Source organism: Xanthomonas sp. NCPPB 901, assembly GCF_056725085.1.
This window is the reverse complement of record NZ_CM161511.1, coordinates 2,735,376-2,761,607: the sequence shown is the minus strand read 5'-3', so window position 1 is coordinate 2,761,607 and position 26,232 is coordinate 2,735,376. Positions and strand designations below refer to the sequence as shown.

Annotated in this window: 22 protein-coding genes and 1 tRNA gene; 9 read left to right on the top strand and 14 right to left on the bottom strand. The window is 71.0% G+C overall.

The window, feature by feature from the left end; genetic code table 11:
* The first annotated feature begins 82 nt into the window (after positions 1 to 82).
* The gene (locus tag AC1PME_RS11515; protein ID WP_481095949.1) at positions 83 to 2,671 is read left to right on the top strand and encodes a glycoside hydrolase family 3 protein; all 2,589 of its coding nucleotides are present in this window, start codon (positions 83 to 85) and stop codon (positions 2,669 to 2,671) included.
* 107 nt (positions 2,672 to 2,778) lie between these two features.
* The gene (locus AC1PME_RS11510; RefSeq protein ID WP_481095948.1) at positions 2,779 to 4,341 is read left to right on the top strand and encodes a sodium/sugar symporter; all 1,563 of its coding nucleotides are present in this window, start codon (positions 2,779 to 2,781) and stop codon (positions 4,339 to 4,341) included.
* 28 nt (positions 4,342 to 4,369) lie between these two features.
* Here the strand turns inward: AC1PME_RS11510 and AC1PME_RS11505 are convergent, their stop codons facing one another.
* The 3 genes from AC1PME_RS11505 to AC1PME_RS11495 all read right to left on the bottom strand — a co-directional run bounded on the left by AC1PME_RS11505 (position 4,370) and on the right by AC1PME_RS11495 (position 8,023).
* Positions 4,370 to 6,163, bottom strand: coding sequence for a putative bifunctional diguanylate cyclase/phosphodiesterase (locus AC1PME_RS11505; RefSeq protein ID WP_254458160.1), 1,794 nt, complete (start codon positions 6,161 to 6,163; stop codon positions 4,370 to 4,372).
* Between the two features lie 73 nt (positions 6,164 to 6,236).
* Complete coding sequence (locus AC1PME_RS11500; RefSeq protein ID WP_307550748.1) at positions 6,237 to 6,803, bottom strand: response regulator transcription factor; 567 nt, start codon at positions 6,801 to 6,803, stop codon at positions 6,237 to 6,239.
* A complete protein-coding gene (locus AC1PME_RS11495) occupies positions 6,800 to 8,023 on the bottom strand; it encodes an ATP-binding protein (protein ID WP_481095947.1) in 1,224 nt (407 codons plus the stop codon). Before AC1PME_RS11495 ends, AC1PME_RS11500 begins: the two co-directional genes overlap by 4 nt.
* A gap of 125 nt (positions 8,024 to 8,148) precedes the next feature.
* On the opposite strand from AC1PME_RS11495, the gene ispG reads away from it, so the two are divergent.
* Together ispG and AC1PME_RS11485 are read left to right on the top strand one after the other, a co-directional pair.
* Positions 8,149 to 9,414 (top strand): flavodoxin-dependent (E)-4-hydroxy-3-methylbut-2-enyl-diphosphate synthase, encoded by a 1,266-nt coding sequence (gene ispG / locus AC1PME_RS11490; protein ID WP_254458157.1) that lies wholly within the window; start codon positions 8,149 to 8,151, stop codon positions 9,412 to 9,414.
* On the top strand, positions 9,395 to 10,120 hold the full coding sequence (locus AC1PME_RS11485) for a phosphatase PAP2 family protein (RefSeq protein WP_254458156.1): 726 nt from the start codon (positions 9,395 to 9,397) through the stop codon (positions 10,118 to 10,120). The genes ispG and AC1PME_RS11485 overlap by 20 nt, the downstream gene beginning before the upstream one ends.
* A 13-nt stretch (positions 10,121 to 10,133) precedes the next feature.
* On the opposite strand, the gene AC1PME_RS11480 is transcribed toward AC1PME_RS11485, so the two are convergent.
* The 9 genes from AC1PME_RS11480 to amaB all read right to left on the bottom strand — a co-directional run bounded on the left by AC1PME_RS11480 (position 10,134) and on the right by amaB (position 18,569).
* Entirely contained in the window at positions 10,134 to 11,315 is a 1,182-nt protein-coding gene (locus tag AC1PME_RS11480; RefSeq protein ID WP_481095946.1) for a TPM domain-containing protein, read from the bottom strand.
* Positions 11,316 to 11,317: 2 nt separating this feature from the next.
* Positions 11,318 to 12,007 carry an aspartate/glutamate racemase family protein gene (locus AC1PME_RS11475; RefSeq protein ID WP_481095945.1) on the bottom strand — a complete coding sequence of 230 codons (690 nt, stop codon included), beginning with the start codon at positions 12,005 to 12,007 and terminating at the stop codon, positions 11,318 to 11,320.
* A 130-nt stretch (positions 12,008 to 12,137) separates the two neighbouring features.
* Positions 12,138 to 13,007 (bottom strand): DMT family transporter, encoded by an 870-nt coding sequence (locus AC1PME_RS11470; RefSeq protein WP_481098102.1) that lies wholly within the window; start codon positions 13,005 to 13,007, stop codon positions 12,138 to 12,140.
* A gap of 32 nt (positions 13,008 to 13,039) precedes the next feature.
* Positions 13,040 to 14,083 carry a UDP-N-acetylmuramate dehydrogenase gene (murB, locus tag AC1PME_RS11465; protein ID WP_481095944.1) on the bottom strand — a complete coding sequence of 348 codons (1,044 nt, stop codon included), beginning with the start codon at positions 14,081 to 14,083 and terminating at the stop codon, positions 13,040 to 13,042.
* Positions 14,080 to 15,135, bottom strand: coding sequence for a quinone-dependent dihydroorotate dehydrogenase (locus AC1PME_RS11460; protein WP_254458152.1), 1,056 nt, complete (start codon positions 15,133 to 15,135; stop codon positions 14,080 to 14,082). The genes murB and AC1PME_RS11460 overlap by 4 nt, the downstream gene beginning before the upstream one ends.
* A 10-nt stretch (positions 15,136 to 15,145) precedes the next feature.
* A complete protein-coding gene (locus AC1PME_RS11455) occupies positions 15,146 to 15,919 on the bottom strand; it encodes a class I SAM-dependent methyltransferase (protein ID WP_481095943.1) in 774 nt (257 codons plus the stop codon).
* On the bottom strand, positions 15,916 to 16,197 hold the full coding sequence (locus AC1PME_RS11450; protein ID WP_254458150.1) for a DUF4190 domain-containing protein: 282 nt from the start codon (positions 16,195 to 16,197) through the stop codon (positions 15,916 to 15,918). Before AC1PME_RS11450 ends, AC1PME_RS11455 begins: the two co-directional genes overlap by 4 nt.
* 97 nt (positions 16,198 to 16,294) lie before the next feature.
* Positions 16,295 to 17,035, bottom strand: a complete 741-nt coding sequence (locus AC1PME_RS11445) for a metallophosphoesterase family protein (RefSeq protein WP_307550735.1) — start codon at positions 17,033 to 17,035, stop codon at positions 16,295 to 16,297.
* A gap of 1 nt (position 17,036) precedes the next feature.
* On the bottom strand, positions 17,037 to 18,569 hold the full coding sequence (gene amaB, locus AC1PME_RS11440; protein WP_254458148.1) for an L-piperidine-6-carboxylate dehydrogenase: 1,533 nt from the start codon (positions 18,567 to 18,569) through the stop codon (positions 17,037 to 17,039).
* A 173-nt stretch (positions 18,570 to 18,742) separates the two neighbouring features.
* Here amaB and AC1PME_RS11435 point away from each other — a divergent pair.
* The 4 genes from AC1PME_RS11435 to AC1PME_RS11420 all read left to right on the top strand — a co-directional run bounded on the left by AC1PME_RS11435 (position 18,743) and on the right by AC1PME_RS11420 (position 23,537).
* Positions 18,743 to 18,819: transfer RNA gene (locus AC1PME_RS11435), tRNA-Arg, on the top strand.
* A gap of 427 nt (positions 18,820 to 19,246) precedes the next feature.
* Positions 19,247 to 19,594: a hypothetical protein gene (locus AC1PME_RS11430; RefSeq protein ID WP_481095942.1), complete on the top strand. Its 348-nt coding sequence runs from the start codon at positions 19,247 to 19,249 to the stop codon at positions 19,592 to 19,594.
* 464 nt (positions 19,595 to 20,058) lie between these two features.
* Positions 20,059 to 22,572, top strand: coding sequence for a bifunctional aspartate kinase/homoserine dehydrogenase I (thrA, locus tag AC1PME_RS11425; RefSeq protein ID WP_481095941.1), 2,514 nt, complete (start codon positions 20,059 to 20,061; stop codon positions 22,570 to 22,572).
* A gap of 5 nt (positions 22,573 to 22,577) precedes the next feature.
* Positions 22,578 to 23,537, top strand: coding sequence for a homoserine kinase (locus tag AC1PME_RS11420; RefSeq protein WP_481098101.1), 960 nt, complete (start codon positions 22,578 to 22,580; stop codon positions 23,535 to 23,537).
* Positions 23,538 to 23,541: 4 nt separating this feature from the next.
* Here AC1PME_RS11420 and AC1PME_RS11415 read toward each other — a convergent pair whose 3' ends face one another.
* Positions 23,542 to 24,171, bottom strand: a complete 630-nt coding sequence (locus AC1PME_RS11415; protein WP_481095940.1) for a hypothetical protein — start codon at positions 24,169 to 24,171, stop codon at positions 23,542 to 23,544.
* Between the two features lie 220 nt (positions 24,172 to 24,391).
* Here AC1PME_RS11415 and thrC point away from each other — a divergent pair, with 220 nt between their 5' ends.
* Entirely contained in the window at positions 24,392 to 25,693 is a 1,302-nt protein-coding gene (gene thrC / locus AC1PME_RS11410; RefSeq protein WP_481095939.1) for a threonine synthase, read from the top strand.
* A 25-nt stretch (positions 25,694 to 25,718) separates the two neighbouring features.
* On the opposite strand, the gene AC1PME_RS11405 is transcribed toward thrC, so the two are convergent.
* The gene (locus AC1PME_RS11405; RefSeq protein ID WP_254458144.1) at positions 25,719 to 26,033 is read right to left on the bottom strand and encodes a hypothetical protein; all 315 of its coding nucleotides are present in this window, start codon (positions 26,031 to 26,033) and stop codon (positions 25,719 to 25,721) included.
* Between the last annotated feature and the right edge of the window lie 199 nt (positions 26,034 to 26,232).

The following is a 26,232-nucleotide window of genomic DNA, read 5'->3' as shown; positions in this document are numbered from 1 at the left end:
GAAGCGTAGGCGCCGGCCGCACACCCGTGTTGCGGTCCGGCCGCGACATGGCATGCGGTCGCCGTTCCTGGGAGGGAGTCTCTTGCCTACACAGCCCGTTGGCGCACGCGCGCCGCTTCGCACTGCCCTGGCCGCGGCCGCCGCGCTGGGTCTGCTGGCCCTGGCCGCGGCCGCTCCCGGCCGCTCGGCCGCGGTCGCTCCGCCGCCGCCCGCACCGGCGCCGGTCCATCCCGAGCTGTGGCCCTCGCCGGTCTGGCCGCTGAAGGAGGATCCGGCGCTGGAGGCGCGCATCACCACGTTGATGGCGCAGATGTCGGTGGAGCAGAAGGTCGGGCAGATCGTGCAGGGCGACATCGGCAGCATGACTCCGGAGGACGTGCGCAAGTACCACATCGGCTCGGTGCTGGCCGGCGGCAATTCCGATCCCGGCGGCAAGTACGACGCCAGCCCGGCGCAATGGCTGGCGCTGGCCGATGCCTACTACGCGGCGTCGATGCAGAAGGACGGCGCCGGCCCGGCGATTCCGATCCTCTTCGGCATCGACGCGGTGCACGGGCAGAGCAACATCGTCGGTGCCACGCTGTTCCCGCACAACATCGGCCTGGGCGCGACCCGCGATCCGGAGCTGATGCGCAAGATCGGCGAGATCACCGCCGTCGAGACCCGTACCACCGGCATGGAGTGGACCTTCGCCCCGACCGTGGCGGTGCCGCAGGACGACCGCTGGGGCCGCACCTACGAGGGCTACTCCGAGTCGCCCGAAGTGGTGGCCAGCTTCGCCGGCCAGATGGTCGAGGGCCTGCAGGGCGTGCCCGGCACGCCCGGCTTCCTCGACGGCACGCACGTGATCGCCTCGGTCAAGCATTTCCTCGGCGACGGCGGCACCACCGACGGCAAGGACCAGGGCGATACCCGGATCAGCGAGCAGCAGTTGCGCGACATCCACGGCGCCGGCTATCCGCCGGCGATCGCCGCCGGCGCGCAGACGGTGATGGCCTCGTTCAACAGCTTCAACGGGGTCAAGATGCACGGCAACAAGGTCATGCTGACCGACGTGCTGAAGGGACAGATGCATTTCGGCGGCTTCGTGGTCGGCGACTGGAACGGCCACGCCCAGGTCCCCGGCTGCCGCAAGGACGATTGCCCGGCCGCGTTCAACGCCGGCGTCGACATGCTGATGGCGCCGGACAGCTGGAAGGGCTATTACGAAAGCGCGCTGAAGGCGGTCAAGTCGGGCGAGATCCCGATGGCGCGGCTGGACGATGCGGTGCGGCGGATCCTGCGGGTGAAGCTGCGCCTGGGCCTGTTCGAGGCCGGCAAGCCGTCGCAGCGTCCGCTCGGCGGCAAGTTCGCGCTGCTCGGCGCGCCCGAGCATCGCGCGGTGGCGCGGCAGGCGGTGCGCGAATCGCTGGTGCTGCTGAAGAACCAGCGGCAGGTGTTGCCGCTGAAGCCGCAGATCAAACTGCTGGTGGCCGGCGACGGCGCCAACGACATGGGCAAGCAGGCCGGCGGCTGGACCCTGAACTGGCAGGGCACCGGCACCAAGCGCGCCGACTATCCCAACGGCACCACCATCTGGGAAGGCCTGCAGCAGCAGGTCGGCGCCGCCGGCGGCAGCGCCGAACTGGCGGTGGACGGCAAGTTCACGAGCAAGCCGGACGTGGCGGTGGTGGTGTTCGGCGAGCATCCCTACGCCGAGTTCCAGGGCGACATTCCGACGCTGCTGTACAAGCCCGGCGACGACAGCGACCTGGAGCTGATCAAGTCGCTCAAGGCGCAGGGCATCCCGGTGGTGGCGGTGTTCCTGAGCGGGCGGCCGCTGTGGGTGAACCGCGAGATCAACGCCGCCAACGCCTTCGTCGCTGCCTGGCTGCCGGGCTCGGAAGGCGCCGGCATCGCCGACGTGCTGCTGCGCAAGCCCGACGGCAGCGTGCAGTACGACTTCCACGGCAAGCTGAGCTTCTCCTGGCCGCGCACCGCGGTGCAGTTCGCCAACAACGTCGGGCAGAAGAACTACAACCCGCAATTCGCCTTCGGCTACGGCCTGCGCTACGACGACAAGGGCGATCTGGGGCGGCTGTCGGAGGTGTCCGGCGTGTCCGGCGCGCAGGCGCTGGGCGGGGTGTACTTCGACCGCGGCAAGCTGGCCCCGGGCATCAACCTGATCCTGTTCGGCGGCGGCCAGGCCAACCAGCCGGTGGCGAGCCTGCCGGCGACGCTGGCCGACGGCGCGCTGAAGGTCAGCGCGGTCGACCACAAGGCGCAGGAAGACGCGCGCCGCTTCGTCTGGTCCGGCGGCGGCAAGGCCGGGCTGGCGCTGGTGCTGCCCAAGCCGCTGGACGTCTCCCGCGAGAGCAACGGCGACGTGCAACTGCTGCTCACCGCGAAGGTGGAGGCGGCGCCGGCCGGCGCGGTACGCATCGGCGTGGCCTGCGGCACCGGCTGCGCCGCGCAACTGGACCTGGGCAAGACCCTGGCCGCGCTGCCCAAGGGCGAATGGCGCACCCTCGGCGTGCCGCTGAAGTGCTTCGCCGCGGCCGGTGCCGACCTGACCCGGCTCGAGCGGCTGCCGGTGATCGAGAGCGACGGCGCGCTGGACCTGGCGCTGTCGCGGATCGCGCTGGGCAGCAGCAACGACGCGCAGCACGTGGTCGATTGCCCGCGGCACTGAGCGGCGGCGCGACGGCCGCGAACGGGTTTCTTGAACGAGCGGCGCCGCCCGTGCGGGCGGCGTCTTGGACAACGGTGCGACAGGGCTGCGGCCCGTAGGAGAAGGCAGTGGGGTTGGCGACGTTGGATGTGGCGATCGTGGTGGTGTACCTGGCGGGCATCTTCATGCTCGCGCAATGGGTATCGCGGGAGAAGGCCGGGCACCGCAAGAGCGCCGAGGACTACTTCCTGGCCAGCAAGACGCTGCCGTGGTGGGCGATCGGCGCCTCGCTGATCGCGGCGAACATTTCCGCCGAGCAGATCATCGGCATGGCCGGCTCCGGCTACGCGATCGGCCTGGCGATCGCATCCTACGAATGGATGGCGGCGCTGACCCTGCTGATCGTCGGCAAGTTCTTCCTGCCGATCTTCCTGCGCAACGGCATCTACACCATGCCGCAGTTCCTGGAGCAGCGCTACGGCAAGTGGATCCGCACGCTGATGGCGGTGTTCTGGCTGCTGCTGTACGTGTTCGTCAACCTGACCTCGATCCTGTGGCTGGGCTCGATCGCGGTGAGCCAGGTCACCGGCATGGACCAGACCCTGGCGCTGGCGCTGATCGGCGTGTTCGCGCTGGTCTACCAGCTGTACGGCGGGCTGAAGGCGGTGGCGCTGACCGACATCGTGCAGGTCACCCTGCTGGTGCTGGGCGGCCTGCTGGTCGCCGGCCTGACCCTGTCGCGGATCGGCGACGGCGCCGGCGTGCTCGCCGGCTTCCGCCACCTGTGGAACACCCACCCCGAGCACTTCCACATGATCCTGTCCAAAGACAATCCGTTCTACAAGGATCTGCCGGGCCTGAGCGTGCTGCTCGGCGGACTGTGGGTGATGAACATCAGCTACTGGGGCTTCAACCAGTACATCATCCAGCGCGCGCTGGCGGCCAAGAACATCGGCGAGGCGCAGAAGGGCATGGTGTTCGCCGCGTTCCTGAAGCTGCTGATGCCGGTGGTGGTGGTGGTGCCGGGCATCGCCGCGGTGGTGCTGGCGCCGGACCTGGCCAAGCCCGACCAGGCCTATCCGACCATGATGCAGCTGCTGCCCAGCGGCATCCTCGGCCTGGTGTTCGCCGCGCTGGTGGCGGCGATCGTGGCCTCGCTGGCGTCCAAGATCAATTCGGTGGCGACCATCTTCACCCTGGACTTCTACGCCAAGTTCCGCCCGCAGGCCGACCAGCCGCAGCTGGTGCGGGTCGGCCGCGTGGCCGCGGTGACGGCGGTGCTGATCGGCATCCTCACCGCGCGGCCGCTGCTGGGCAACTTCGACCAGGGCTTCCAGTTCATCCAGGAATTCACCGGCTTCTTTACCCCGGGCGTGGTGGTGATCTTCATGCTCGGCCTGTTCTGGAAGCGCGCCAACGAGGCCGGTGCGCTGACCGCGGCGATCGGCTCGGTGCTGCTGTCGTTCGCGCTGAAGAAGCTGTGGCCGGAACTGCCGTTCATGGACCGCATCGGCCTGGTGTTCGTGCTGTCGCTGGTGGCGGCGGTGCTGGTGTCGCTGCTGACCCCGCAGGCGCCGGCGCGCGACCTGATCCGTACCGACGACGTGGGCTACGGCACCACGCTGGGCTTCAAGTTCGGCGCCGCCGCGGTGATCGCGATCCTGGTGGCGCTGTACGCGGTGTTCTGGTGAGCCGCGGGCGGGCCGTGGCGCGGCACGCTCAGGCGTCGCCGCCCTGCCACGGCTCGGCCAGCCAGGCGTCGAGCGCGTCGGCCGGCATCGGCCGCGCGATCCAGTAGCCCTGGCCTTCGTCGCAGCCCCAGTCGCGCAGCATCCGGTACACGGTTTCGCTCTCGATGCCCTCGGCCACCACCTGCTGGCCGAAGTCGTGGCCGAGATGGATCATCGACGGCACCAGCATGCTGTCGCTGCGGCTGCCGGGCAGGGCGCGGATGAACGACTGGTCGATCTTCAGCGCGCTGGCCGGGATGTTCTTCAGGTAGCCGAGGTTGCTGTAGCCGGTGCCGAAGTCGTCGATGGCGATCTTCACCCCGAGCGCGCTGATCTGCCGCAGCTGTTCGGCCACCCGCTGCGGATCGCGGATCATCGCGCTCTCGGTGAATTCGATCTCCAGCGCACCGGGCGCCAGCGCGTGGCGTTGCAGCAGCGCCTGCAGCCGGGCGATGAAGTCGGCCTGTTCCAGGTCCACCGCCGACACGTTCAGCGACACGCTGAAGCCATAGCCGCGCTGCTGCCACAGCGCCGCCTGGGCGATGCCGGTGCGCAGCACCCAGGCGGTGATGCGGCTCATCAGCGCGGTCTTTTCCGCCAGCGGGATGAAGTCGTTCGGCGCCACCGTGCCCAGCAACGGATGCTGCCAGCGCAACAGCGCCTCCACGCCGACGCAGGCGCCGCTGCGCAGGCTCACCCGCGGCTGGTAGTGCAGGCTCAGCTGGCCCTGCGCCTCCAGCGCCTCGGGCAAGGCGGCCAGGATCCGGAAGGCATTGCGCTGGTTGGCGTCGTGGCCGGGTTCGTACAGGCTCCAGCCCAGGCCGCGCTGGCGCGCCATGTCCACCGCGGTGGTCAGCGAGCGCACCGTATGGTTGGCGCTGAGCGCCCCGTCCAGCCGCACCGCGCCCAGCGACGGGCTGGCCGCGTGCGGAATGCCCTGGTGATCGATCGCGGTGGCGAAGGCGGCGCAGACATGCTCGCACCAGTGGCGCAGCCGCGCCTCCTCGCTGCCTTCCATGATGAACACGAAGGTGGTGGTGTCGATGCGGTACAGCGGCAGGCCGCCCAGGGCCTGACGCAGGCGGTCGCGCGTGGCCAGCAGGTAGCCTTCGGCGTACTCCCAGCCCAGTGCCTTGACCATGTCGCGGAAGTACGCGACACCGCAGACGTCGATCGCCACCGCGGTGTCGTGCTGGTCCGGGCCCTGCAGCGACAGCCACATGGTCAGGTCGTCGTTGAAGCGGCTGCGGTTGGGCAGGCCGGTCAGCGGATCGACGAAGCCGGTGTTGCGCAGGGTGTCGATGCGCGCCATCAGCAGGTCGCGCAGGTCCTGCAGGGTGCGGCGCGCGACGTCGTCGAACTCGCGGTGCGGCTCGGTATCGATCACGCACAGGGTGCCGAGGCTGGCGCCTTCGGCGGTCAGCAGCGGCGCGCCGGCGTAGAAGCGGATGAACGGCGGTCCGGTGACCAGCGGGTTGTCGCAGAAGCGCGGATCCTCGCGCGCATCGTGGACCACCATCAGCTCCGGGCTGTGGATCGCGTAGGCGCAGAAGGCCTGGCTGCGCGGCGTCTGCGCCACGTCCAACCCGACCCGCGACTTGAACCACTGGCGCTGTTCGTCGATCAGCGACACCAGCGCGATCGGCACCCGCAGGTAGCGCGAGGCCAACTGCGTGATCAGGTCGAACATCTGGTCCGCCGGCGTGTCCAGCAGACACAGTCGGCGCAGCGCGTCGAGCCGCTGCGGTTCGTCCAGCAAGGCGGGCGGGGGAGATTTCAACATGCCGAGATAGCGGCCCCGCGAGCGGGGACTTGAGCGCCGGCCAGGGGCGCGGTTCAGGCCGGCGCCGCGCCGCTCAGCGCGGTGGGTCGCGCTGCGGGCTGGGCCGCTTGGCCAGCTTGCGCTGCAGCGACCGGCGGTGCATGCCGAGCAGGCGCGCGGCGGCGGAGACGTTGCCGCCGGTCTCGTGCATGGCCTGCTGGATGTGCTCCCACTGCAGGCGGCTGAGCGGGGTCATCGCGTCCGGCACCTCGCTGCCGTCCTCCTCCTCGTCCTCCTCGGCCTCCAGGCCGATCGCACGCAGGATCATCGGCACGGTGGCCGGCTTGGGCAGGTAGTCGTCGGCGCCGAGCTTGATCGCCTCCACCGCGGTGGCGATGCTGGCGTAGCCGGTGACCAGCAGGATGCGCATGTCGGCGCGGATCGCGCGCAGCGGCTGGATCAGCGCCAGGCCGGATTCGTCGCCGAGCTTGAGATCGATCAGCGCGTAGTCCGGCGGGGCCTCGGCGGCCAGCGCCAGCGCGGCGGCGGCGCTGTCGGCGGTGCGCGTGTCCAGGCCGCGGCGGGCGAGGGTGCGCTGCAGGGTGCGCAGGTACAGCGGATCGTCGTCGACCAGCAGGCCCAGCGGGGCGTCGGTGTTCATGCGGAGGTCTCCAGGGCGAGCAGCGGCAGGCGGAAGCCGACCCGGGCGCCGTGGTCCGGCGCCGGCTCGGTCCACAGCTCGCCGCCCAGGCGTTCGATGGTCGCATGCGACAGCGCCAGGCCCACGCCCATGCTCTCGGGCTTGCCGCTGCGGAACAGGGTGGCCGGCAGGCCGACCTGGTTGGCGTCGAAGCCGCCGCCGTAATCGCGCACCTCGCCGACCAGTTCGCTGCCGGTGACGCGCACGTTCAGGTCCACCTGCGGATGGCCGGCGCGTTCGCCGGCGTCGGCGGCGTTGTTCAGCAGCACCTGCAGCAGGTGGCCGATGGCGCTTTCCATGCGCAGATGCAGCGGCGCGTCGTCGTTGCGGCGCAGGCGCACGGTGGGCCGCACCAGCTGCCACTGGTGCAGCACCTGCGCCAGCGACACGGTCTGCCCGCCGGCGCGCTGCGCCGGGGCCGCCAGCGCCAGCACCCGTTCGCGGCACTGCACCAGCAGTGCGCGCAGGGTGTCCAGGTCCTCGCGCAGCTCCGGCTGGGTACTCTGTTCGGCGATGTCGTCGGTGAGCAGGGTCATCGTCGCCAGCGGCGTGTTCAGTTCGTGCGCCACCGAGGCGGCGTGGGTGGCCAGGGCGACGATGCCCTCGTTGCGGGTGAAGCGCTCGCGCAGCAGCGCCAGCTCGCGCTCGCGTTCGCGCATGGCCATCGCCAGGCGCGTGGAGAACACCAGCACCACCACCGTGGACAGCAGGAAGTTGGCGGCCATGCCCCAGCGCTGCAGATCCAGCGCCTGGTAGGGGCCATGCGGCAGCGGCAGGCCGAACAGGGCGCTGACCGCATAGCCGGCCACGCAGGCCACCGCCACCGCCAGCGCCCAGCGCAGCGGCAGCGCCAGTACCGCCAGCGCGATCAGCACCAGGAACAGCGAGCCGAAGGCGTTGCCGATGCCGCCGCTCCAGCCGACCATCCAGGTCAGCACGGTCACGTCGACCAGGATGTGGCCGAAGGCGGTGGCCGGCGCGGCCGAGTCGGCATGGCGCAGGCGCAGTTGCGCGTACAGGTTGAACAGCGCCAGCACCGCCACGCCGGCCCACAGCGGCGCCTGCGGCAGCGGCAGCTGCAGCGGCCAGGTCGCCACCAGGATCGTCGCGGCCTGGCCGGCGGTGGCCAGCCAGCGCAGGCTGCACAGGGTGCGCAGGAAGGAGGCGTCGGTGGAGTCCATGCTGCGCATCGTATGCGCTGGGCCGGGGGCCTGCCTGCGACAAACCGTCGCAGCGGCGCCGGCCTCGCTGAATCGCCGGTGCCGGCGCATGCGGCAGGATGCGCGGCGCAGGCTAAAATGGGCGCATGTACGACGCCGTCAGCCGCCCCACGCCTCCCGCCGACGCCGCGCCCTGGGCGCGCCGTCTCACCCAGCCGGTCCGCATCGGCGGCGTCACCATGGGCGGCGGCAAGCCGGTGGTGGTGCAGTCGATGACCAACACCGACACCGCCGACGTCGCCTCCTCGGTCAAGCAGGTGGCCGAACTGTGGCGCGCCGGCTCGGAACTGGTGCGCCTGACCGTCAACAATGCCGAGTCGGCCGCGGCGATCCCGCGCATCGTCGACAAGCTGCGGATGATGGGCATCGAGGTGCCGCTGATCGGCGACTTTCACTACAACGGCCACCAGCTGCTGGCCGCCGAGCCGGCCTGCGCGCAGGCGCTGGCCAAGTACCGGATCAACCCCGGTAACGTCGGTTTCGGCAAGAAGAAGGACACCCAGTTCGCGCAGCTGATCGAGTTCGCGCTGAAGTACGACAAGCCGGTGCGCATCGGCGCCAACTGGGGCTCGCTGGACCAGGCGCTGGCCGCGCAGCTGATGGACGAGAACTCGCGGCGGGACGTGCCGTGGGATGCGGGCCGGGTGCTGCGCGAGGCGCTGATCCGCTCGGCGCTGGACTCGGCCGAGCGCGCGGTGGAACTGGGCCTGGGCCGCGACCGCATCGTGCTCAGCTGCAAGGTCAGCGGCGTGCAGGAGCTGATCGCGGTGTACCGCGACCTGGCGCAGCGCTCGGACTTCGCCCTGCACCTGGGCCTGACCGAGGCCGGCATCGGCAGCAAGGGCATCGTCGCCTCCAGCGCGGCGCTGGCGGTGCTGCTGCAGGAAGGCATCGGCGACACCATCCGCATCTCGCTGACCCCGGAGCCGGGGCAGCCGCGCACCCAGGAAGTGATCGTCGCCCAGGAGTTGTTGCAGACCACCGGCCAGCGCGCCTTCACCCCGCTGGTCACCGCCTGCCCGGGCTGCGGCCGCACCACCTCCGAGTTCTTTCAGGAGCTGGCCAAGGTGGTGCAGAACCACGTCCGCGCGAAGATGCCGGAGTGGAAGGTGACCCACCCCGGCGCCGAGAGCATGACCCTGGCGGTGATGGGCTGCGTGGTCAACGGGCCGGGCGAGTCGCGCCATGCCAACATCGGCATCTCGCTGCCCGGCACCGGCGAGGCGCCGGCCGCGCCGGTGTTCATCGACGGCGAGAAGAAGGTGACCCTGCGCGGCGAGAACATCGCCCACGAGTTCGTGGCGCTGATCGACGACTACGTCGAACGCACCTATGTCCGCCGCACCGGGTGAGTCCGCCGCCGAGGCGGCCGGGCTGCGCCGCTGGCTGCGGCTAAATGCCTGGCGCGTGGTCCTGCTGTTCGCCGGGGTGCTGCTGCCATTGGGCGTGTTCGTGGCCCTGGCCGAGGACGTGCACGCACTCGAAGATCTGTATTTCGACGAGCCGCTGCTGTGGAGCATGCGCGGCCTGACCAGCCCCGGCTGGGACCGCTTCTTCACCGTGGTGACCGAGGCCGGCTACCAGTACGGAGTGATCCCGCTGGACACGCTGATCGTGCTGGCGCTGCTGGGCCTGCGCCGCTGGCGCGAGGCGTTGTTCGCGGCGCTGTCCTTCGTCGGCTCGGCGCTGCTGAACATGGGCGCCAAGCAGTTCTTCCAGCGCGACCGGCCCAGCCTGTGGGAATCGATCGCGCCCGAGCACCACACCTTCAGCTTCCCCAGCGGCCACGCGATGGGCTCGATGACCCTGGCCGCGGTGCTGATCGCGCTGAGCTGGCGCACCCGCTGGCGCTGGCCGGTGCTGTGGCTGGCCGGCAGTTTCACCCTGCTGGTCGGCGTGTCGCGGGTGTACCTGGGCGTGCATTACCCCTCCGACATCCTCGGCGGCTGGAGCGCGGCGCTGGTGTGGGTGGTGGGGCTGTACCTGCTGCTGTTCCGCGGTGAGCGCCGGCCGCGCTGGCGGGCGCGGCGCGCGCTCGCCGCCGCCGACTCCCGCTGACGCCGGCCGCCGCCTACCAGCTCGAACTGGCCCCGCCGCCCCCGGAACTGCCGCCGCCGGAGGAGGAGTCGCTGCTGGCGCTGGAAGACGACGCGGAGGATGAGGACGAGGCCGTCGACTCGGCCGCAGCGCGTTCCTTGGCGGCCTGGGCGGCGTGGTAGCTGGCGGTGTAGGCGAACACGCCGGGGGCGGTCTCGGCGATGTGGCCCTTGTGGATCAGCGCAGTGCGCCGCCGCGCCTGCGCTCTCAGGAAGCGGCTGTAGCGCGGCGGCGAGCGGTAGCGCTGCGCGGCGATCGTCAGGGTCAGCACCAGGATCAGCAGTTCCATCGCCAGGAAGATCGCTGACATCGTCATCGACCTGGCCGACAGCAAGAACACGAAGATGCCGGGGTTGGCGCTCAGGAACAGGCGGATGAACCACTCCCAGAAACCGGCGCGTGCATTGTCCTGGACCAGTTCCTCGGGCTTGGCCGCCAGGCGCGGATGCCGCCGCAGCAGGCGCCTGCGCAGATGGCCGGTCCAGGCCCGACGCAGCGGCAGCAGCAGCCACACCAGCACCAGCAGGCCGGTCCAGGCGATGGCCCCGCGTCGCCAGTCCGTGCCGTCGTCGGCCGGTTGCGCCAGTTCGGCGAGGGTTGCGGGATCCTGCGCGGCGGCGCGACCCATGAAGGCGAACGCGGCCACGATGGCGTCGGCGGTGTCGCCCTGGCGCAGGCGCGGTGCTAGATCGTCGTCCAGCGCGTGCCGCGCGACCACGTCGGGCAGCACGCCTTCCAGACCGTAGCCGACTTCGAAGCGCGAACGCCGCTCCTGCATCGCCAGCACCAGCAACAGGCCGTTGTCGCGGCCTTGCCGGCCCAGCCGCCAGGTGCGAAAGGCGCGTTCGGCCAGGCGTTCGATCGGTTCGCCCTGCAGCGACGGCACGAGGTAGACCGCGCCCCAGATATGCTGGCGGTCGCGCAGGCGCTGCAGCGCCGCGTTGATCCGTTGCGTGTCTTCCGCGCTGAGCGTGCCGGCGGGGTCGACCACGTTCGGCGTGTAGGGCGGAATGGCGACGGCGCAACTGCCCAGCGCCGGCCACAGCAGCAGGGCCAGGAGCAGCAGGGGAGCGCGCCGGATCGGGACCCGGGCGCGCTGGGCGCCGGCGTTGTGGTAATGGACGGTGGCGGCGGCGTGCCGGGCCTGCCTGTGCATCGCTAGGCCAGGCTGTGCAGGGCGGCGGCGCGCGCATGCAGCGCGGTCGTGTCGAACAGCGGCATCGCCGCGTCGGCGGGGCCGATCAGCAGCGAAATCTCGGTGCAGCCCAGGATCACCGCCTCCGCGCCCTGCGCCTGCAGCCCCGCGATCACCTCGCGATAGCGCTGCCGCGACGGCGCCAGGACCAGACCCTGGCACAGCTCTTCGTAGATGATGCGATGCACGTCCTCGCGTGCCGGCGCATCCGGGATCAGCACCTCGAAGCCGCGCCGCTGCAGCCGTTCGCGGTAGAACGCCTGCTCCATGGTGAAGCGCGTGCCGAGCAGGCCGACGCGGACGATGCCGGCGGCCTGCAGCGCATCGGCGGTGGCATCGGCGATATGCAGCAGCGGCAGCGGGACCGCCGCGGCGATCGCGTCGGCGACGCAGTGCATGGTGTTGGTGCACAGCACCAGGAAATCGGCGCCGCCGGCTTGAAGCGCGCGCGCCGAAGCCGCCAGTGCGGCACCGGCCGCCTCCCAGTCGCCGTCGTGCTGGTACTGCGCGATCTCGTGGAAGTCCACGCTGTGCAGCAGGATCCTGGCCGAGTGCAGTCCGCCCAGCTGCGCGCGCACCGTCTCGTTGATGTGCCGGTAGTAGGGCAGGGTGGATTCCCAGCTCATGCCGCCGATCATGCCGATGGTCTTCATCGTGCGTGGCTTGCCATGGGTGTGAGTACGCAAGGATGGTAGCGGCATCGGCCGCGCGCAGCGACTGCGCACGGCACCCGCGCCGGCGATCGCCGGCACGTCGGAGCGCGCTGGCGCGGCAGGTCTGCCACTAGGCGTCCAGCGTCGGCGGCGTGCCGGCGCCGGCGCGCGCTGCACGCCGTGCCAGCACGGTCTCGCGGTGGGCGATGTAGGCGTTGGCGCCAAGGATCACCAGCGCACCCAGCACGGTGCCGCCGTCCGGGGTCTCGTCGAACAGCCACCAGCCGAACAGTGCCACCAGCGGTAGTTGGGTGAAGCTGATCGGGGTCAGCGCGGAGACCTCGCCGAGGCGCAGCGCGTGCGTCCACAGCACCTGCCCGAGGGTGCCGAACAGGCCGGTGGCCAGCAGCCACAGCCACTCGCTGCCCTGCGGCCAGCGCCACACGCACAGCGCCGGCAGCAGCGACATCGGCACCCAGAACGCGTAGGTGTAGAACACCACGGTGTTGGCGTCGTCCACCCGCGCCAGTTGCTTGATCTGGATCGCCACCAGGGCGCTCATCACCGCCGCCAGCACCGCCACCAGGGTGGCGGGACTGAACGCGGCGGCGCCGGGGCGCACGATCAGCAGCACCCCGGCGAAGCCGCACAGCACTGCCAGCCAGCGCCGCAGGCGCACCGTCTCGCCCAGCCACAGGGCGGCGGCCAGGGTCGCGAACAGCGGCGTGGAGTAGGACAGGGCGATCGCCTGCGACAGCGGCAGGTGGCCGATCGCCCAGAACCCGGCCAGCATCGACACCAGGCCGATCGCGGTGCGCAGCAGGTAACGCGGCAGCTGCGCGGTGCGCGGCAACGGCCGGCCCGGCCGCAGCAGCATCGGCAGCAGGAACAACAGGCCGAACAGGTTGCGGAAGAAGGCGATCTGCAGCGTGGACAGCTGCGCCGAGGCCAGCCGGATCGCCACCACCATCAACCCGAAGGCCATGGTGCTGGCCAGCATCAGCAGCGCCGCGCGCAGCGGCGTGGGTGCGGCTACCACTGCGCGCCGACGATGCGCGGTTCCGGTTCCAGGACCAGACCGAAGCGCTCGCGCACCGAGGCGGTGATGCGCCGCGCCAGCGCCAGCAGCTCGGCGCCGCTGGCCTGGCCGTGGTTGACCAGCACCAGCGCGTGCGCGGCGGACACGCCGGCGTCGCCGTCGCGGTGGCCCTTCCAGCCGCAGGCCTCGATCAGCCACGCCGCCGACAGCTTGCGCTGGCCGTCGTCGTCGCCGGGGAACACCGGCAGGGCCGGATGGGCGTGCTGTAGCGCCAGCGCCTGTTCCAGCGGCAGCAGCGGGTTCTTGAAGAAGCTGCCGGCGTTGCCGAGCAGGTCCGGGTCGGGCAGCTTGCGCCGGCGGATGTTGATCACCGCCTGGGCCACGTCGGGCGCGCCGGGCGTGGCGATGCCCATCGCCTGCAGCTCCTCGCCGATGCCGGCGTAGTCCAGGCGCAGCGCGTGCAGCCGCGGCAGGTTGAACTCCACCGCGGCGATCAGATAACGGTCGGGCTGGCGCTTGAACAGGCTGTCGCGGTAGCCGAACTCGCAGGCGGCCGCGTCCAGCCGCACGAAGCGCGCGTCGGCGCGGTCGTAGGCCTCGACCACGTGCACGAACTCGCCCATCTGCGCGCCGTAGGCGCCGATGTTCTGGATCGGCGCGGCGCCGACCGTGCCGGGGATCAGCGCCAGGTTCTCCAGGCCGGACAGGCCCTGCGCCAGCGACCACATCACCAGTTCGTGCCAGCCCACGCCGGCGCCGGCGCGGACGATGGCGTAGTCGGCGCGGTGCTCCAGGGTGTCGATGCGGCCGTTGGCGAAGCGCAGCACCACGCCGGGCGCATCGCCGGCGAACAGCATGTTGCTGCCGCTGCCCAGCGGCAGCAGCGCGGCGCCGGCCAGCTCCGGCGCCAGCAATGCCTCGGGCAGCGCCTCGGGGGCGAAGATCTGCAGCAGCCACGGCGCCTGCGCGGCAACGTGGAAGGTGTTGAGCGCCTGCAGCGGCGCCTGCGCGGTCAGCGACCAAGCCGACGCACTCATGGGGCGGCCACGGCGCCGCGGCTGGGCGCTTCGCGGCGCCGGCGCATCGCCTCCACGCACTCGCCGATCAGGTCCGGCCCGCGGAACACCAGCCCGCTGTAGCACTGCACCAGCGCCGCGCCGGCGGCCATCTTCGCCACCGCGTCGGCGCCGGAGAGGATGCCGCCGACGCCGATCAGCGGGATGCTCTCGGGCAGGCGCGCGCGCAGCCGGCGCAGCACCAGGGTCGACTGGCCCAGCAGCGGCGCGCCGGACAGGCCGCCGCTTTCCGCGCCCAGCGGCTCATGCTCCAGGCCGGGGCGGGCGACGGTGGTGTTGGTGGCGATCACCCCGTCCACCTGCAGGTCCGACAGCACCCGTGCCGCCGCGTCGATGTCGCTGTCGCTCAGGTCAGGCGCCACCTTCACCAGCATCGGCACGCGCTTGCCGTGGCGCGCGGCCAGGGCTTCCTGCGCCTCGCGCAGGCGCGCGATCAGCTGCCGCAGCGCCTGTTCTTCCTGCAGCTCGCGCAGGCCGGCGGTGTTGGGCGAGGAGATGTTGACGGTGACGTAGTCGGCCAGCGCGTAGACCTTTTCCAGGCAGTGCAGGTAGTCGGACGCGGCGTCCTCGTTCGGGGTGTCCTTGTTCTTGCCGATGTTGATGCCGAGCAGGCCGCGCCGGCGCCGCGCGCGCTCGACGTTGCGCACCAGCGCATCCACGCCCAGGTTGTTGAAGCCCATGCGGTTGATCACCGCCTGCTGCCGGGGCAGGCGGAACATGCGCGGCTGCGGATTGCCGGCCTGCGGACGCGGGGTGACGGTGCCGATCTCGACGAAGCCGAAGCCCAGCGCCAACAGCGCGTCGATGTGCTCGCCGTTCTTGTCCAGGCCGGCGGCCAAGCCGACCGGGTTGGGGAAGTCCAGGCCGAAGGCGCGCGTGGGCATCGGCGCGATCGTGCGCGCCAGCAGCGGATTGGTGCCGGTGCGGTAGGCCAGTTCGATCGCGCGCAGGCCCAGGGCGTGCGCGCGCTCGGCGTCGAAGGCGAACAGGAACGGTCGGGCGAGGGAATACATGGCGGGTGGCTCAGTTCAGCGTCCCGGCGAAGGCGCGGGTGCGGTAATGGAACGCGACGACGCCGTCGCGCTGGTGCCGGTCGAACAACGCGCGCAGCGCCTCCAGCATCGGCGCATGGCGCGGGTGGCCGGGCAGCGGCGCGTAGGAGGACGACAGCAGGCGGCCGCGCAGCGCCTCGAAATCCATGCGCTGCTCGTTGGGGAACTGCGCGGTGCCGCGCAGGCCGGCGCCGAACCAGCGCTGCATGGTCGCATCGTCGTGGTAGCGCTCGGCCACCGCGCTGTAGTCGGTGCCGTACTCCAGCAAAAGTTGCTCGTAGCCCTGCAGGAACGGCGTGGCGTCGAGCAGGCGCGAGTTCCAGTACACCAGCGCCAGGCCGCCGGGGCGCAGTACCCGTGCCCATTCGCGGCGCACCGCCTCCAGGTCGAACCAGTGGAAGGCCTGCGCGGCGCTGATCAGGTCGACGCTGGCGTCGGCCAGGGTGGTGGCCTCGGCGCTGCCGTCGATGGCGCGGAAACCGGGCAGGTCCTGCAGCAGCGCCACCGCGGCTTCGCGCATCGCCGCGTTCGGTTCCACCGCCAGGGTCGGGTGCCCGGCCTGCAGGAACATGCGCGTGGAGATGCCGGTGCCGGCGCCGATGTCGGCGACCAGCGCCTCGTGCGCCACGCCCAGTTCGCCGTGCACCCAATCCAGCAGCGCCGGCGGATAGCTGGGGCGGTAGCGCACGTAGTCGGCGACCCGGTCGCTGAAGCGCTCGCGCGGCGCGGCGGCATCCCGGCTCACGACTGGGTGCTCGCGAACCAGGCCAGCCCGCCGAAGAACAGCACGAACGCCAGCACCGCCAACACCGCCAGTACCACGGCAGCCCAGCCCAGGATCAGCCCGGCCACGGCCAGGCCATCGCCCTGGAAGCGCTGCGGCTGGCGGCGGATCTCCGCGCGGGCCAGGTGCCCGGTGATGATCGCGCCGAGGCTGCCCAGCACCGGCATCAGGGTCCAGCCGAGAATGCCGGCGACCAGGCTGACCACGGCGAGGGAATTGGTTTCGCGAACGGTGCTCATGTGGATTCCTCGTGCGAGCAAGGCGGCATGCGCCAGGCAGACGCGCGCGTGCGCGGGATTAGCGAATTATCCCAGAAGCGCGCCTGGCGTGCGCCGCTCATGCGGGGATGCGCCCATGTCGCAACGCATGCGCCCAGTGCGGCCGGCCGTTGCGCTCGGCCTGCGCGGCGGCGCTGGCGTGGTCGTAGTCGATCGCGTGCAGCTGCGCGTGCCACTGGCCGTCGCGGTAGTCGAGCACGGCGTAGCGCGCCTGCGGCGTGCCGGTTTCGACCCGGTGCGGTTGCGGATGGGTCTCGGCATAGGCGGGCAGACCGACGCTGCCGGGATTGCACAGCAGGCGTCCGTCGTCCAGGCGCAGCGTGCGCGGCAGGTGGCTGTGTCCGCACAGTACCAGTGCCGCCGGCGGCGCGTCGCCCAGTCGCTCGCGCACGCGTTGCGCATCGGCGGCGCGCAGCCGCGGCGGTTCCAGTTCGTCGAGCAGCCAGCATAGGTCGTCGTGCGGCGTGCCATGGCACAGCAGCGCATGTGGCAACGACAAGGTCGGCGGCAGTGCGGCCAGCCAGTGCCGCTGTGCCGGCGTCAGCTGCGCATGGGCATAGGCGTCGCTGGCGCCCATGGCCGCCGGTTCCAGTTCGCTCAACTGGCGCTCGTGGTTGCCGCGCACCGTGGGCAGCGCCAGCGGCATCAGCCGCGCGGCGGTTTCCCGCGGCCACAGCGGGCCGGAGACGATGTCGCCCAGGTTGACGATCCGGTCCACGCCGCGCCGTCCGATATCCGCAAGCACCGCCTCCAGCGCGGGCAGGTTGCCGTGGATATCGGAGAGCGCGGCCAGGCGCATCTTACAGATCGAACTTGATGCCCTGCGCCAGCGGCAGCGAGTCGGAGTAGTTGATCGTGTTGGTCTGCCGGCGCATGTACACCTTCCACGCGTCCGAGCCGGATTCGCGGCCGCCGCCGGTGTCCTTCTCGCCGCCGAAGGCGCCGCCGATCTCGGCGCCGGAGGTGCCGATGTTGACGTTGGCGATGCCGCAGTCGCTGCCGGCCGCGGACAGGAACTTCTCCGCCGCCTTCAGGTTCTGGGTGAAGATCGACGAGGACAGGCCCTGCGGCACGCCGTTCTGCATGTCGATGGCCTCGTCCAGGGTGCTGTACTTCATCACGTACAGGATCGGCGCGAAGGTCTCGTGCTGGACGACCTCGTCACTGTTCTTCAGGCCGGTGACGATGGCCGGCAGCACGAAGTTGCCAGGACGGTCCAGCGCGGTGCCGCCGGTCTCGACGGTGCCGCCGGCGGCCTTGGCCTTGGCGATCGAGTCCAGGAACTGCTCGACCGCGCCGCGGCTGTTCAGCGGGCCCATCAGGTTGGCCGGGTCGGTGGGATCGCCGATCTTGCCTTCGACCTGCTTGTAGGCCTTGACCAGCGTCGCCAGCACGGTGTCGTAGATCGATTCGTGCACGATCAGCCGGCGCGTGGTGGTGCAGCGCTGGCCGGCGGTGCCGACCGCGCCGAACACGATGCCGGGCACCGCCAGCTTCAGGTCGGCGCTCTCGTCGAGGATGATCGCGTTGTTGCCGCCCAGCTCCAGCAGGCAGCGGCCCAGCCGGCGCGCGCACTTCTCGGCGACCACGCGGCCGACCTGGGTGGAGCCGGTGAAGCTGATCAGCGGGATGCGGGTGTCCTCGACCAGGCGCTCGGACAGGGCCACGCCGGCATCGTTGATCAGGAAGAAGATGTCCGGGAAGCCGGCGTCGCGCAGCGCCTCGTTGCAGATCTTCATCGACGCGATCGCGGTCAGCGGGGTCTTGTTGGACGGCTTCCAGATGCAGATGTCGCCGCAGATCGCCGCCAGGAACGCGTTCCAGCTCCACACCGCGACCGGGAAGTTGAACGCGCTGATGATGCCGACCAGGCCCAGCGGCTGGTACTGCTCGTACATGCGGTGGCCGGGGCGTTCCGAATGCAGGGTGTAGCCGTACAGCATGCGGCTCTGGCCGACCGCGAAATCGGCGATGTCGATCATCTCCTGCACTTCGCCGTCGCCTTCCGGCTTGCTCTTGCCCATTTCCAGCGCGACCAGCGAACCCAGCGCGTCCTTGTGCTTGCGCAGCGCCTCGCCGCACAGCCGCACGGCCTCGCCGCGGCGCGGCGCCGGGGTGGTGCGCCAGACCTTGAACGCGGCCTGGGCGCGCGCGATCACCGTCTCGTAGTCCTGCTCGGTGGTGGCCTGCACCTCGGCGATCACGGCGTTGCTGGACGGATTGAGCGGCTGCAGCACGCCGGCGCCGGTGGCGCTGGACCACTCGCCGTTGCCGAGATAGGTACCGGAGTTGGTGGCGGCGAGGCCGAGCGCCTTGAGCAGGTCAGCGGACATGGAATCTCCTGGGTTCGTTGCGACAGGGAAGGCGACCGCAGGCGGGGGACGCGGGACGCGATTAGCCGGCAATTTTAGCAGACCCCACGCAGTCGGCCGCCGCCGCCGGCCTGGGTGCCCGGCGAGCGCAAAAAACCCGCAGGCATGCCGTAGAATCCCCCGGCAAGCCCAATGGCCCCGTAGCTCAGCTGGATAGAGCGGTCCCCTCCTAAGGGACAGGTCGTGCGTTCGAATCGCGCCGGGGTCACCATGTCGTGCAGGTCGGCGGCCGCGACCGCCATGCCGCTGCGGCCCTTGCCCGCATTGCCGATGCAGTACGCGCCGCCGCCGCGCGGCGACGCTGAACCGCGCGTGGTCGCGCCTGCCTGCAATCCTGCCTGCAATAACGCCCTCTACACCTTGTGCCGACGCGGCCTGAGCATCGCCCTGCGTAGGCTGCGGACGTCGACCACTGCGGCTTGGCGGCGGTTCGCGCTGCCACTTTGCATTGCCGCGGGGGCGACGGACGACGCTGGCGGCCTCGCATTCCGCCACGTCCGCGACAAGCGTCCCGCCCGCAGCGCGTGCGGCGGGGCGATCGCCGCCGCGCATCGGCGGTCCTGGTCGCCTTGGCGTGATGGCCGGCTTGCCGGCCTGCACGCGGCGACTCCCACCCCTATGCGAAGCAGGAGTCACCGATGAACACAGCGATGAAGATGGTCCTGGTCGGTTCGATGCTGGCTGCCCTGGCGGCATGCAAGCGCGATGGCGACCAACCGGCCACCGATCCGAATGCGGCCAACCCGCCGGCAGCGGCCGACGGCAGTCCCGCGGGCGGCAGCACCGCCCCGGCCGGCACCACCGGCGGCGACGCGACCGGCACTGCGACCGGCACCGATGCCGGGCAGGGCACGATGCAGGGGCAGGATACGTCGCAGGGCATGCCGCCCACCACGACGTCGCCGACCACCCCGCAGGATCCCGCCAATCCGGATCCGCAGCAGCCGCCGACGCAGCCGCCGACGACCGACCAGAAACAGCAGTAAGGGTTTGCGCAAAGCGCGCGGCGCCGCCGGCGTCGCGCGCCCGCGGCGCGCCATCGCGCGGACCTGGGTTCGAGGCCTTGTCCTGACGCCCAACGCGCCCTGCGCCGCGGCGTGACGCAGTGTTTTCCGGCTCGGCGCGATAGTCACTTTTGCAACCGTTTGCCCGGGCCGCGGCGCCGATGCTGCGGTCGCACACGCGGTGCTTGACAGCGCCCCGGCGCATGATGTCCTCTTGCGTTCATGCCTCTGGTTCTCGCCCCCATCGCCACCTCGCTTCCGCGTTCGCTTCGGCACGCGGCAGCGGCCGTTGCGGGCATTACCACCGGTATTACCACCCTCACCATTCGCCCGGTGCGGCCCGTCGTTTTCGCCTGATTGTCGAACACCACGGCCCCGCACCCGGATCAGGATGCGGGGGACTCCCTCGGCCTGATGCGAGCGGGGCCTCCACTCCGAGGTCTCCCATGTCGTCCCCCGCTGTCGCCGCTTCGCCTGATTCCGCTGTAGAGCCTGCGCTCGCCGCCGCCACCGTCGTGCACAAATTCGGCGGTACGTCGGTCGCCGATGCCGAACGCTATCGTCATGTCGCGCAATTGCTGCTGGCGCGCCCGGAACGTCTCCAGGTCACCGTCGTTTCGGCGATGAAGGGCGTCACCGATGCGTTGATCGGCCTGGCCGACCTCGCCGCGCGCGGCCACGGCGACTGGCGCGAGCGCTGGCACGAGACCCGCGCCCGCCATCGTGCCGCCGCAGTGGCGTTGCTGGGCGAGCACGCCGGCGCCACGGTGGAATGGCTGGACGCGCGCTTCGAGCACCTGGCCGAGATCCTGGCCGCGCTGGCGGTGATCGGCGAACTGCCGCGGGAAGTGCTGGACCGCGTGCAGGGCCTGGGCGAGGTGTACTCGGCGCAGCTGCTGGGCGACCACCTGCGTGCGCTGGGCGAGGACTGCGCGGTGCTGGACGCGCGCGAGGTACTGGTGGTCGATCGCGGCGAACTGGGCGTGGACGTGGACTGGGAGGCCAGCGCGCAGCGCCTGGCGCAGTGGCGTGCGCAGCACCCGCAGCAGCGCATCGTGGTCACCGGCTTCGTCGCCCGCGACCGCGCCGGCCGCATCACCACCCTCGGCCGCAACGGCAGCGACTACTCCGGCGCGATCTTCGCCGCGCTGTTCGACGCCACCGAACTGCATATCTGGACCGACGTCGACGGCGTGCTCTCGGCCGACCCGCGAGTCGTGCCGGAAGCGGTGCAACTGGAAACGCTCAGCTACGACGAAGCCTGCGAACTGGCCTATTTCGGCGCCAAGGTCGTGCACCCGCAGACCATGTCGCCGGCGATCGAGCGCGGCCTGCCGATCATCATCCGCAACACCTTCCAGCCCGAGCATCCGGGCACCCGCATCACCGCCAGCAGCGCCACCAGCGGCCCGATCAAGGGCCTGACCCTGAGCCCGGACCTGGCCGTGCTCAACCTCGAAGGCACCGGCCTGATCGGCGTGCCCGGCACCGCCGAGCGCGTGTTCGCGGCACTGCGCAACGCGCGCGTGTCGGTGGTGATGATCTCGCAGGGCTCCTCCGAACATTCCATCTGCTGCGTGGTGCGGCAGAACGAGGCCGAGCGCGCGCGCGATGCGGTGCTGTCGGCGTTCGCCCACGAACTGGTGGTCGGCCAGGTGCAGCGCGTGCAGCTGACCACCGGCATCAGCGTGCTGGCCGCGGTCGGCGACGGCATGGCCGGGCAGCCCGGCGTGGCCGCGCGCCTGTTCGAGTCGCTGGGCCGCGCCCAGGTCAACATCCTGGCGATCGCGCAGGGCTCGTCCGAGCGCAACATCTCGGTGGCCATCGACAGCGCGCATGCGACCAAGGCGCTGCGCGCCGCGCATGCCGGTTTCTGGCTGTCGCCGCAGACCTTCTCGGTCGGCGTGATCGGGCCGGGCAACGTCGGTGCCGCGCTGCTGGACCAGTTGCGCGCGGCGCAGCCGCAACTGCTGGCCAAGGCCAATCTCGACCTGCGCCTGCGCGCGGTCGCCTCGCGCAGCGCGATGCGCCTGGAGCCGCGCGCCTTCGCCGGCGACTGGCGGCAGGCGCTGGCGGCCGGCCAGCAGCCGACCGACCTGGACGCGTTCACCGCGCACCTGCTGTCGGCGCATCTACCGCATGCGGTGATCATCGACTGCAGCGGCAGCGCCGACGTCGCCGACCGCTATGCCGGCTGGCTGGCCGCCGGCATCCATGTGGTGACCCCGAACAAGCAGGCGGGCGCCGGGCCGCTGCCGCGCTTCCACGCCATCCGCGCCGCGGCCGCCGCCAGCGGCGCGCGCTTCCGCTACGAGGCCACGGTCGGCGCGGGGTTGCCGGTGATCACCACCTTGCGCGACCTGGTCGATACCGGCGACGCGGTCACCGCGATCGAAGGCATCTTCTCCGGCACCCTGGCGTGGCTGTTCAACAAGTACGACGGCAGCGTGCCGTTCTCGCAACTGGTGGCCGAGGCGCGTGGCATGGGCTACACCGAACCGGATCCGCGCGACGACCTGTCCGGCACCGACGTGGCGCGCAAGCTGGTGATCCTGGCGCGCGAGGCCGGCCACGAGTTGAGCCTGGAGGACGTGGCGGTGGAGAGCCTGGTGCCGGAGGCGCTGCGCCAGGCCAGCGTGGACGACTTCATGGCGCGCCTGCACGAGGTCGATGCCGTCTTCGCGCAGCGGCTGCAGGCGGCCAAGGCGCGCGGCTGCGTGCTGCGCTACGTGGCGCGGCTGGCGCCGGGCCATGCGCCCAGCGTAGGCCTGGTGGAATTGCCGGCCGACCATGCCTTCGCCAACCTGCGCCTGACCGACAACGTGGTGCAGTTCACCACCCGCCGCTACTGCAACAATCCGCTGGTGGTGCAGGGGCCGGGCGCCGGTCCGGAAGTGACCGCCGCCGGCGTGTTCGCCGACCTGCTGCGGGTGGCGGCGGGCGAGGGCGCGCGCCTGTGAGCCGGATGCAGACGCTGGCGGCGGCTGCCATGGGCTCGGCCGCGCTGCCGGAGCAGGCGCGCGCGTTCGCGCCGGCCTCGGTGGCCAATGTAGCGGTGGGCTTCGACCTGCTCGGTTATGCGGTGGAGGGCGTGGGCGACACGGTGACGGTGCGCCGCATCGACGCGCCCGAGGTGCGCATCGCCGCGATCCGCGGCACCACCGTGGCGTTGCCGCTGGAGGCGGCGCGCAACACCGCCGGCGCTGCGCTGATCGCCCTGCGCGAGGCGTTGGCGCTGCCGTTCGGCTTCGAACTGGAGATCGACAAGGGCATCCCGCTCAGCTCCGGCATGGGCGGCTCGGCGGCGTCGTGCGTGGCCGCGCTGGTGGCGGCCAACGCCTTGCTCGCCGCGCCGCTGTCGCGCGACCAGCTGTATCGCTACGCGCTGGACGGCGAGGCGGTGGCCAGCGGCAGCCGCCACGGCGACAACCTGGGCCCGATGCTGCTGGGCGGGCTGGTGCTGTCGACCCTGGAGCGGCTGGTGCCGGTGCCGGTGCCTGGCCACTGGCACAGCCTGCTGGTGCATCCGGACGCGACGCTGGAGACCCGCCACGCGCGTGCGGTGCTGGCGGGCGACTACCGGCTGGGCGAGTTCGTGGCGCAGAGCGCGAATCTGGCGCTGGTGCTGGCGGGCTGCCATGCCGGCGACGCGGCCCTGGTGCGCGCCGGCTTGCGCGACGTGCTGATCGAGCCGCGGCGCGCGCCGCTGATCGTGGGCTTCGATGCGGCCAAGGCGGCGGCGTTGGCGGCGGGGGCGATGGGCGCTGGCATTTCCGGCGCCGGCCCCAGCGTGTTCGCCTGGTTCGCCACCCGCGCCGAGGCCGAGGCCGCGGCACCGGCGGTGCAGGCGGCCTTCGCCGACGCGGGCTTCGGCAGCCAGCACTGGGTCTCGCCGTTGCAGTGTCCGGGTGCGACGTTGTTGTAGTCATTTATTGGAGCGGTGCGTCGTCCGCGCCGCTGTTGCTGTTGTTAGTGTCGTTGCTGTTGCTGTTGCTGTTGCTGTTGCCGATTTCGAATTTGCTTTTGTTGTTGCAGTCGCTGTCGCTGTCGCTGTCGCTGTTGCTCTGGTTGTTGCTTTTGCTTTGCTGTTGCCGTTGCCGTACCGGGTTCCCTTCCGAAGCGGCGGCCAGCGCGGGGAAAAACCCGAAGGGCGGCGTACATGGATGTACGCCGTCCGCGGCAGGGGCAGGATGCCCCTTCCGCGGATCCCCGTGATGGACGCGGACCCGGAGCGCGCAGCGCGGAGGGCGCGAGGCAGGGCGCGCTTTCTTTTGGTTACTTTTCTTTGCGCGAGCAAAGAAAAGTAACTCGCCCGCAAGGGCGAAAGCTTTGCTTCTGCTGTTGTCGTTGCTGTGGTTGCTGTGGTTGCTGTGGTTGCTGCGTTTGGAAGCTTGAAAGCAACAGCAAAGGCTTTCGCCTGACGGCGAGTCACTTTGATCAGCCTTCGGCTGCTGAGAAGCGCTTCTTTGCTTGTGCAAAGAAAAGTAACCAAAAGAAAGCACACCCCGCAGCGCGCCCTCCGCGCTGACGCGCTCCGGGTCCGCAGCCACGACGGGCATTTTTCGACGGCACATCCATGTGCCGGCGAAAAACGACGCGCATCCTGCGCGTCGCCCTTCGGGTATTCGCCCGCCGCGGCTGCCGCGCCGAGGGGCCCCGGGTGAAGCAGAAGCGCAACAGCCAAAGCGACAGCAACAGCTAGAGCAACAGCAACAGCTAGAGCCAAATTCAAATCCAAGAATGCCAGTGCGACCGAATTTCCCTGCCACCGGAACCACCATGAACTTCATTTCCACCCGTAACGCCGCACCCGCCGTCTCGCTCAGCCAGGCCATCGCCGCCGGACTGGCGCCCGACGGCGGCCTCTACGTGCCCGAACGCATGCCCGCCGCCCGCGACCTGCGTGCCGGCGCCAGCCTTGCCGAGACGGCCGCGCAGCTGCTGGCACCGTTCTTCGAGGGCGATGCCCTGGCCGCGGAACTGCCGGCGATCTGCGCCGAAGCCTTCGACTTCGCGGCGCCCCTGCAGCCACTGGCCACGCCCGGCGACCATGCGCTGGAGCTGTTCCACGGGCCCACCGCCGCGTTCAAGGACTTCGGCGCCCGCTTCCTGGCCGCCTGCCTGACCCGGCTGCGGCGCGGCGCGCCGACGCCGCTGACCATCCTCGTCGCCACCTCCGGCGATACCGGCGCCGCGGTCGCGGCCGCGTTCCATCGCCAGCCCGGCCTGCGCGTGGTGGTGCTGTATCCGGACGGGCGCGTGTCGCCGCGCCAGGCGCACCAGCTCGGCTGTTTCGGCGACAACATCCAGGCGCTGCGCGTGGCCGGCTCCTTCGACGACTGCCAGGCGCTGGTCAAGCAGGCGCTGAACGACGCCGAGCTGCAGGCGCAGGCGCCGCTGAGCTCGGCCAACAGCATCAGCCTGGGCCGGCTGCTGCCGCAGATGAGCTACTACGTGCACGCAGCGCTGCAGCACCATGCCGCGCATGCGCAGCCGCTGAACCTGGTGGTGCCCACCGGCAATCTGGGCAATGCACTGGCCGCGATCCTGGCGCGCGCGCTGGGCGTGCCGCTGGGCCGGATCGTGCTGGCGACCAACGCCAACCGCGTGCTGCCGGACTTCTTCGCCGGCGCCGACTACGCGCCGCAGCCCAGCGTGGCGACCCTGGCCAACGCGATGGACGTCGGCGCGCCGAGCAACGTCGAGCGCCTGCGCTGGCTGTACCTGGGCGACGATGCCACGCTGCGCACGCAGTTCCAGGCGTACTCGGTGGACGATGCGCAGATCCGCCAGACGATCGGCGAGCGCTTCCGTCGCTATGGGGAAGTGCACTGTCCGCATACCGCCACCGCGCTGCATGTACTGCAGCAACTGCGCGCCGAAGGCGCCGAGGCCGACGCCGGCGACTGGGCGGTGGCGGCCACCGCGCATCCGGCCAAGTTCGAAGGGGTGGTGGAGCCGCTGATCGGGCAGCCGGTGCCGGTGCCGCCGGCGTTGGCGGCGCTGCTGCAGCGGCCGGCGCAGGCCGAGCCGATCGCGCCGGACTACACGGCGCTGCGCGCACGGCTGCTGGCCGACTGAGGCGCGCGCGGGCGCGCCCGGCGGCTCAGTCGGTCGGCTGCAGCCGTTGCCAGGCGGCCAGGACGATGCCGCGGACCTGCAGCCAGTCCAGGCGCGAGCGCGGATGGTCGCGCAGGAACACGTCGCGCAGTTGCGCGACCACGTCCTCCACGCGCTGGCCGTGGTACTTGAGGTAGGCGTCGTAGGCCAGCTTCAGTGCCGGTTCGTAGTCGTGGAAGACGTAACCGGGCTGATGGAAGCTGCTGTGCGCGAACTGCGCCTTCCAGAACTCCAGTTCGCGTTCGCGGTCCAGCATCACGCAGGCGCGCGAGGCGTGTTGCATCTCGATGGCGACGGCCATGATGGCCCTCCGAGTGGTCCCCCCCACCGGCACCGCGGCGGCGCCGCAGGTGTGTTGCGCACGCAGTCTATGCCGCGCGGGTGCGGACGCCGCGATGGCCGGCTGAAGCGTTCAGCGCTGGCGTCGCCGCAGCGCTGCCCTCGACGGCACGCAGGCCGCCAGCCGCTGTCGGCAGCCGGCATGGCCAGGTTGTCCACAT